The sequence below is a fragment of the Micromonospora sp. NPDC005203 genome, assembly GCF_042872705.1.
Lineage (GTDB): Bacteria > Actinomycetota > Actinomycetes > Mycobacteriales > Micromonosporaceae > Micromonospora.
In genome coordinates, this window is record NZ_JBIAKV010000033.1 from 1 (window position 1) to 4371 (window position 4371).

1 protein-coding gene and 1 pseudogene are annotated in these 4371 nt (G+C 69.6%); both read right to left on the minus strand.

What is annotated here, in order from left to right:
- Nucleotides 1-587 (minus strand): annotated as a pseudogene (locus ACFYPM_RS32140) (4Fe-4S ferredoxin); the annotation flags it as partial.
- Nucleotides 580-3852 (minus strand): formate dehydrogenase, encoded by a 3273-nt coding sequence (gene fdh / locus ACFYPM_RS32145; RefSeq protein ID WP_387205170.1) that lies wholly within the window; start codon nucleotides 3850-3852, stop codon nucleotides 580-582. The gene fdh and the pseudogene ACFYPM_RS32140, both read right to left, overlap by 8 nt.
- Between the last annotated feature and the right edge of the window lie 519 nt (nucleotides 3853-4371).

Below are 4371 nucleotides of genomic sequence, written 5' to 3' on the forward strand. Positions count from 1 at the left end.
CAGTGCTTACAGACATCCGACATCATCAACCACCGAAAATCGGTACGACCCTCGACACCCGTCCCCCGGCCCGGCGGCTGCGCCCCCGGCATCCCCAGGAACTGCGGACCCGCGCCACCCTGGCCCGCGGCGCTCGGACCGGCGGCGAGCGGGGCGCCGAGCACATCCGCCGGCCCGCCTCCGGTCATCCGCGCGGCGGCGGACGGCGAGCCGGTCGGCACCCCCGGGTCCGTGCCGGTGCCCTGACGGGTGCCAGCCGCCACGGCCGCCGACGCCGCGCTGACCGAACCGTCGGTCGGCAGGCCCGCGAACGGCAGGGCGCGGTGCCCGGCCGGCCGGGGTTGCTCGATGAACGCGACGTGTCGCCACGAGTTCGCGGTCAGCGCGCCGGTGTTGTCGTACGACATGCCGAGCAGGTCCAGGCCACTTCCCGGGACACCGTTCCACTCCTTGCAGGCGACCTCGCAGGCCTTGCAACCGATGCAGACGCTGGTGTCGGTGAAGAACCCCATCCGCGGCGGCGCGTTCTCGTAACCCGCCTCGGGTGCCGGATCCAACGGGCCGTACAGGCTGTTCGGGTCAGGAATCACCGCGCTCCTCCCCCGGGCTGTCGGTGGTGACGGTCGGGGCGTGCTGGCCGGGGGTGATCCCGGCGCGCCGCTGGTAGTCGGCCACCAGGTCGAGCAGCGCCGGCCCGGTGGGCCGCCGTCCCGGCCGGACATCGCAGGTGCCGACCTTGCTTTCCTGGATCAGGACGTTCGGGTCCAGGCTGATCCCGAACAGGTCGTTGGCCGAGTCGCCGGTCACCAGACCCTCGAAACCGAAGTGGTACGGCAACCACACCTGGTGGATGATCCGACCGTCCACCCGCAGCGGGGTGAGCCGGTCGGTCACCAACACCTTCGCCTCGATGGCGGCGCGGGCGGTCACCAGGTGCGCCCACCCCAGATGGGTCAGCCCGCGCTCGACCGCCAGCTCCGGTGACACCTCCACGAACATCTCCGGTTGCAGCTCGGCAAGCGTCCGGACGGTCCGACTCATCCCACCGGCGGTGTGGTGCTCGGTGAGCCGGCTGACCGTGAACACGTACGGGAACACCTGACTGTGCTCCTGCGGTGGGCTCGGGTTCACCGAGTTCACCGGATGCGCGTACATCTTGCGGGTCGGGTTGGCCTGCTGCCGGTAGAGCGGGTTACGCACCGGCGACTCCACCGGCTCGTAGTGGGTGGGCAGCGGCCCGTCCAGGACCCCGCTCGGCGCGTACAGCCAACCCTTGCCGTCACCCTGCATCACGAACGGGTCGTCACCGGCGATGCCCTCCGGCCCGGACGCGCCGGGTGGCGGCCGGTACGACGGCGGTTTGGTCTTCTCGAAGTCCGGCACGTCGTAGCCGGTCCACTCGGACTTCTCCGCGTCCCACCAGACGTAGCGTTTGCGCTCACTCCACGGGTTGCCGTCCGGGTCGGCGGAGGCACGGTTGTAGAGAATGCGCCGATTCGCCGGCCACGCCCACCCCCACTCGGCGGCCACCCAGTCCTGCTCGTGTCGGGACTTGCGCCGCGCCGCCTGGTTCACGCCGTCGGCGTACACCCCGGTGTAGATCCAACAGCCGATCGCGGTGGAACCGTCCGCGCGGGCCTCGGCGAAGCCGGACAGTGGACGGCCGCTCGCCACGTCGTACCCGTTGATCTCGCGCAGCACCGCCTCGGCGCTCGGCTCCGCGTGCGATCCGTGCGTGGGGTAGTCCCAGGTGAGGTCGAGCAGCGCCCGGTCGCGGGGCAGCTCCGAGTCGGCCAGCTTCTCCCGCAGTCTGCGACCCAGGTGGTAGAAGAACCACAGCTCGGAGCGGGCGTCGCCCGGCGGCTCGACCGCCTTCTCGCGCCACTGCAACAGCCGCTGCGTCTGGGTGAACGTGCCCTCCTTCTCCACGTGCGAGGCAGCCGGCAGGAAGAACACCTCGGTCCGGCACTCCTCGGGCACGATCTCCCCGGTGGCGACCTCCGGGCCGTTCTGCCAGAACGTGGCACTTTCGATCATGAACAGGTCCCGGACGACCAACCAGTCCAGGTTGGCCATGCCCAGGCGCTGCGCCCGACCGTGCGCGGAGCCGACCGCCGGGTTCTGACCCAGCAGGAAGTACCCCTTGATCTTCCCGTCGATCATGTTGAGCACCTGCTGGTAGGTGCCGTGATCACCGGTCAACCGGGGCAGGTACCCGTAACAGAAGTCGTTCTCCGGCGTCGCGGCGTCACCCCAGTACGCCTTGAGCAGGCTGGCCGCGAACGACCGCGCGTTGCCCCAGAACCCCTTCTGGCCGGGGTGGCGGATGCTGTCCACCCACTCGTCGAAGCTCGGGTGCTCGGCGTGGTGCGGCATCGGCAGGTACCCGGGCAGCAGGTTGAACAGCGTCGGAATGTCCGTCGAGCCCTGAATGCTGGCGTGCCCCCGCAGCGCCATCACCCCGCCACCGGGGCGACCCATGTTGCCCAGCAGCAGTTGGATGATCGCGCCGGTGCGGATGTACTGCACCCCGACGCTGTGCTGCGTCCAGCCCACCGAATAGATCAGCATGCCGGTGCGGTCCCGGCCGGAGTTGCGCGTCCACGCCTGCGCCAACTCCAGGAACTGCTCCCGCGGGATCCCGCAGACCCGCTCCACCATCTCCGGGGTGTAGCGGGCGAAGTGCCGCTTGAGGATCTGGTAGACGCAGCGCGGATGCTGCAACGTCTCGTCGCGTTCGGTCTGCCCGCTCACCCGCGCGCCGTGCGACTCGTGCGCCAGCCCCGCGGCGCTGTCCCGCTCCTGGGCGGTGTGCCCACTGCCGGACGACCCCTCGTGCCCCGCGTACTGCCAACTGTCCTGCACGTAGCTGCCGGTCTCCGGGTCGAACCCGGAGAAGAACCCGTCGCCGTCCTCGGTGTCGACGAACTCCTCACTGACGATCGTCGCCGCGTTGGTGTACGACAGCACGTACTCGCGGAAGTCCAACTCGTTGTCCAGGATGTAGCGCACCACCCCACCCAGCAGGGCGATGTCCGTGCCCGCCCGGATCGGCAGGTACGCGTCCGCGACCGCGCTGGTGCGGGTGAACCGGGGATCGACGTGGAACACCTTCGCGCCCTTGCGCTTAGCCTCCATCACCCACTGGAAACCCACCGGGTGCGCCTCAGCCATGTTCGAACCCTGGATGACGATCACGTCAGCATTGGCGATGTCCTGCTGGAAATCCGTCGCACCGCCACGACCGAAGCTGGTCCCCAGACCGGGGACGGTGGCGGAGTGTCAAATACGGGCCTGGTTCTCGATCTGGAGCGCCCCCATCGCGGTGAACAACTTCTTGATGAGGTAGTTCTCCTCGTTGTCCAGCGTCGCCCCACCCAGGCTGGAAAACCCCAGCGTCCGGTTCAGCGGCCGACCCTGCGTGTCGACATCCTCCCAGGTCTGCTCACGGGCCGCGAGCATCCGGTCGGCAATCATGTCCAGCGCGGTCTCGAGGTCCAGATCCTCCCACTGCGTCGAGTACGGACGGCGGTAACGAACCGTCGTCTGCCGCAGCGGACTGGTCACCAGACTCTTACTGGCCGAGCCCTTCGGGCACAGTCGACCCCGAGAGATCGGGCTGTCCGGGTCGCCCTCGATCTGGCTGACCTGGCCGTCCTTGACGTACACCCGCTGACCACAACCCACCGCGCAGTACGGGCAGACCGAACGGGCGACGCTGTCGGCGTCCTCGGTGCGGGCGGTCAACGCTGCCGACCGGGCGGACTGGGCCGCCGCACCCCGGCCCAGCGGGTCCGTGCCGGTGAGCTGCCGGTAGACCGGCCAACCCTCGATGAAGGTCCGCAGACCCATGCCCCGACACCCCCTCCCACGCGAGCGACCCCATGAACATAGGCCAGCCGAGACATGTTCGCGAGCGGGCATGCAGACAGCGCCGCCCCCGGCCTGTGGGCCGGGGGCGGCGCTGGTGTCGGTGTGCAGGTCGCCTCTCGGCGAGTGGCGCGACGCGGCTCCAGCCGAACGGTATTCCGCGAAGGCGATATTAGGTGAGGCCCGGGGACACTGAGTCACACCGACACCCTGCACAACCAGCCAGGCCACCACGATGTTCCCCACGCCCATACCCACCGCCAAGGCGCCACACGACGGTGACGGCGGCGCAGCGGACGCGACGGTGCGGTGGGGGGTAACGGTCGCGGTGGCAGTCACGGTCACCGCGGGCAATCGCACGGCGATAGTCACCTGCCCCTGCCCCTGCCCCTGCCCCTGCCCTTGCCCTTGCCCTTGCCCTTGCCCTTGCCCTTGCCCTTGCCCTTGCCCTTGCCCTTGCCCTTGCCCTTGCCCTTGCCCTTGCCCTTGCCCTTGCCCACG